General features: G+C 76.9%; 4 protein-coding genes. 3 read left to right on the forward strand and 1 reads right to left on the reverse strand.

From position 1 onward, the window contains the following. The 3 genes from E1258_RS30840 to E1258_RS30850 form a co-directional block, all read left to right on the forward strand. On the forward strand, positions 1-323 hold a 323-nt coding region (locus E1258_RS30840; protein ID WP_132407298.1), incomplete at its 5' end, for a DUF3263 domain-containing protein. Positions 324-455: 132 nt separating this feature from the next. Beyond that, positions 456-1,457, forward strand: coding sequence for a hypothetical protein (locus E1258_RS30845; protein WP_132407300.1), 1,002 nt, complete (start codon positions 456-458; stop codon positions 1,455-1,457). Positions 1,458-1,575: 118 nt separating this feature from the next. Beyond that, a complete protein-coding gene (locus E1258_RS30850; RefSeq protein ID WP_132407302.1) occupies positions 1,576-2,085 on the forward strand; it encodes a GNAT family N-acetyltransferase in 510 nt (169 codons plus the stop codon). Between the two features lie 98 nt (positions 2,086-2,183). Here E1258_RS30850 and E1258_RS30855 read toward each other — a convergent pair. Continuing rightward, positions 2,184-3,861: AAA family ATPase (locus E1258_RS30855; protein ID WP_243715795.1), on the reverse strand; the 1,678-nt coding region annotated here is incomplete at its 5' end.

Genomic DNA, 3,861 nt, shown 5'->3' on the forward strand with positions numbered 1-3,861 from the left:
CCCCCACCCCCACCGCCTCCGAGGCCGCCGGGAGCGACGCCGCAGCGCCCGAGGACGCCAGGCCCGAGGCCACCGGGCCGGTCGCCGCCGCCCCCGGCCTCACCGAGCGGGAGCTGCGCGTCCTCGCCTTCGAGCAGCAGTGGTGGCGGCACGCGGGGGCCAAGGAACAGGCGATCCGGGACGCCTTCGGCCTCTCCGCGACGCGCTACTACCAACTGCTCAACGGTCTGCTGGACAATCCGGCCGCGCTGGCCGCCGAGCCGGTGCTCGTCGGCCGGCTGCGCCGGTTGCGCTCCTCCCGGGCCCGTAACCGGCGGCGCTGACCCGGCACAATCGACCCCGTGCCGCTGTACCCGGTCCCGCGGTACCCGCTCGGGTGAATCCCGGTCACGGCGCGAGATCGGGCATGCGGCCCGCCTGGCGGGGTAGGCGGGCGCCGGCGGAGGGAGCGGAGCATGGCGGCAACGCACGGGGGCGTACCGGCCGGGGACGCCCGACCCGGACGGACCGTGACGACCGGACAGGCGACCACCCCGGCGGAGGCGGCGGCCGCGCCGGGCACCCGCGCCGGGTCGACGGGGCCGACGATGCGGGTACGGTCGGCGTCCGCGCCGGCACCCGGCCGGGCCGTCAACGAGGACCTGGTCTTCCGGTTCGGCCCCCTGGTCGGGGTGCTGGACGGCGCGACCGTGCCGGAGGGCTTCGCCACCGGCTGCGTGCACGGGCCCGCCTGGTACGTCCGCCACCTCGCCGCCCGGATCGGGCTGGCCGCCGCCGCCCGGCCCGCGGCCACCCTGATGAGCACCCTCGCGGCGGCGATCCTGGCTGTACGGGCGGACCACGGCGGCGACTGCGACCTCGACCACCCCGGCACGCCCTCGTCCACCGCCTGCCTGCTGCGGTCGAGCGGCGAGGAGGTGGACTGGCTCGTGCTCTGCGACAGCCCGCTGGTGCTCGACGTCGGCGGCCGGGTGCGCGCGGTCACCGACGACCGGCTGGAGAACGCGGTCGCCGATCTGCGCGAGACGGCGTCCGCCCTGCCCGGGGACCGCCGAGTCCCCCCGGGTGAGGGCCCCGCCCCGGCCGGCGACGACGACCCGGTCACCCGGTTCCGGCGGGCCGTCGGGCTGCAGCGGGAGCGGATGAACCGCACCCACGGCTACTGGGTCGCCGCCGCCAACCCCGATGCCGCGTATCACGCGGTCACGGGCACCGAGTCGCTGCGCGGTCCGGGTGGGCTGCGCCGGGCGGCCCTGCTCACCGACGGCGCCTCCTGCGCCGTCGAGCAGTTCGGGCTGCTGGATTGGACGGGGATGCTGGACCTGGTCACCGCCGAGGGGCCGGCCGGGCTGATCGACCGGGTCCGCGCCGCCGAGCGCGACCAGCCGGACCGGCTGCGCCGGCACAAGGCCACCGACGACGCCTCGGTCGTCCTGTGCGAGTTCGGCCCCGGCTGACCCGGATGACCGGCCGTCCCGGCCGTCCGCCGTCCGACCGGCTCGTACCTGCTGTCGGACCGGTGGAGGAGAGGTAAAGGGTGGACTCGGGCGGGTGCGGGGCGGCAGACTTCGGCACGTGACGGGAACGTTCCGGTTGGAGCCGGTGAACGAGCGGAACCTGGAGCCGCTGCTCTCGGTGGCCGTCGCCGAGGCCGAGCCGGACGACGTGATGCCTCCGGTCGACGCGCCGGCCGGATGGTCGCACGCCCGGCGGGAGGCGTTCCGGAACTACTACCGGACCGGCATGGCGGGCCTCGACGGCCCGACCCGCACCGCGATGTACGCGATCGTCGTCGGCGGCGAGGTGCTGGGCATGATCCGGATGACCCGCCGCGCCGAGCCCGGGACGGTGGAGACGGGAATCTGGCTCGGCCGCTCCGCCCGGGGGCAGGGCGTGGGCGCGGCGGCCCTGCGCGAACTGCTCGACCTCGCGGCGGCGGCCGGGATGCACACGGTGGTGGCGGAGACCACCCGGGACAACGCCGGTGCCGTGTCCGTGCTCCGCAGGTGCGGCGCGAAGCTGATCGAGGACGGCGACGCGGTGCGCGCCGAGATCTCCCTCGACGCCATCCCGCCCGCCCTCTGAGGCGGCCGGCACCGCTTTCGTAGCGCCTGCCGCAGAGTGGCCCCTCAGCGTGTGGTGCGGCCTCAGCGTGTGGCGTGGCCTCAGCGTGTGGCGTGGCCTCAGCGCGTGGTGCGGGCCTCCGCGTACGCGGCCAGCCAGGCGACCTGGGCCGGGTCGAGAGACGGGCGGACCCGCCGCCTCGCCGCCTCGACGTGCCCCGCCGTGACCGTCGACGCGGTCAGCGACTCGCGCATAGCGGCGAGCGCCGCCTCCCGCACCAGCGCCGCGCAGTCCGCAGCCGAGAAGCCGTCCAGCCCGTCACCCAGTGCGGCGAGGTCGACGTCGTCGGCGAACGGGACGTTGCGGGCGGCGGCGCGCAGGATCTCGGCGCGTGCCGCCCCGTCCGGCGGCGGCACGTACACCAGCCGTTCCAGCCGGCCGGGACGCAGCAGCGCCGGGTCCACCAGGTCCGGCCGGTTGGTCGCGCCGACCACCACCACGTTGCGCAGCGACTCCACCCCGTCCAGCTCGGTGAGCAGGGCGGCGACCACCCGGTCGGTGGTGCCCCCGTCGCTGGCCTGGCCGCGTACCGGGGCGAGCGCGTCCACCTCGTCGAGGAAGATCAGCGTCGGGGCGGCCTCCCGGGCGCGACGGAACAGCTCCCGGACCGCCCGTTCGCTCTCGCCGACCCACTTCGACAGCAGCTCCGCGCCCTTCACCGAGAGCACGTTGGCCCGCCCCGACCCGGCCAGCGCGGTCACCAGGTACGTCTTGCCGCAGCCGGGCGGCCCGTAGAGCAGCACCCCGCGCGGCGGCTGCACGCCCAGCCGCGCGAAGGTGTCCGGGTAGGTCAGCGGCCACAGCACCGATTCGGTCAACGTCTGTTTCACCTCGACCATGTCCCCGACGTCGTCGAGGGTGACGTCCGCCAGCTCCAGGGTGGACGCGGCCATCGTCGTCGGCCGGACCACCTCCAGGGCGGCGGTGAAGTCGCCCCTCGCCACCGTCGGCGCGTCGGCCGACTTCTGCCGCAGCGCCGCCCGCACCCCGGCCTCCCGGACCAATGCCGCCAGGTCGGCGGCGACGAACCCGGGGGTACGTCCGGCGACCTCGTCCAGCCGGACGTCCTCTGCCAGCGGCACCTGCCGGGTCAGCACGGTCAGCTGCTCCCGGCGCAGCGCCTGGTCGGGCAGTGGCACGGTGATCCGCAGCGACAGCAGGTCCGGGGCGCGCAGCCCGGGATCGACCGCCTCGGGGCGGCTGGTCGTGCAGACCACGGCCACCCCGGCCCGGACGGTCTCGGCGAGCACCTGACGGAACACCGTGGACACCGGGCCGGCGTCGTCGGCCGGGGCGAGTGCCTCCACATCGGTGACCAGCAGCACCGCGGGGCCGCTTGCGCGTACATCGTCGGCGGTGGCCCGCAGCCGCCGCGCCGCCGCGTCGTTGGTGAGCGCGGCCAGCTCGGGCGCCCAGAGCGGGCGGACTCGCGCGCCCACCCGGGCGGCGACCGCCCGGACCAGGGCGGACTTGCCCGACCCGGCAGGCCCGGCGACCAGCACCCCGAGCGACACCGTGGTGCCCAGCCGGCCCAACACCTCCCGGTGGTGGAACCCGAGGTCGAGCAGCTCGGTCAGCTGCTCGGCCTGCGCCCGCAGCCCCGGCAGCTCGTCCACGGCGGGCGCGGCGTCCGGCCCGGCGCTCTCGTGGGCCGCGTCGCCCCCACCGGGCGCGGCGGCGTCGGTCGCGGGGGCCGAGCCGGCGGCGCGGGTGGGGCCGGCCGAGCCGGCCCCACCC

The organism is Micromonospora sp. KC207 (assembly GCF_004348615.1).
Lineage (GTDB): Bacteria > Actinomycetota > Actinomycetes > Mycobacteriales > Micromonosporaceae > Micromonospora.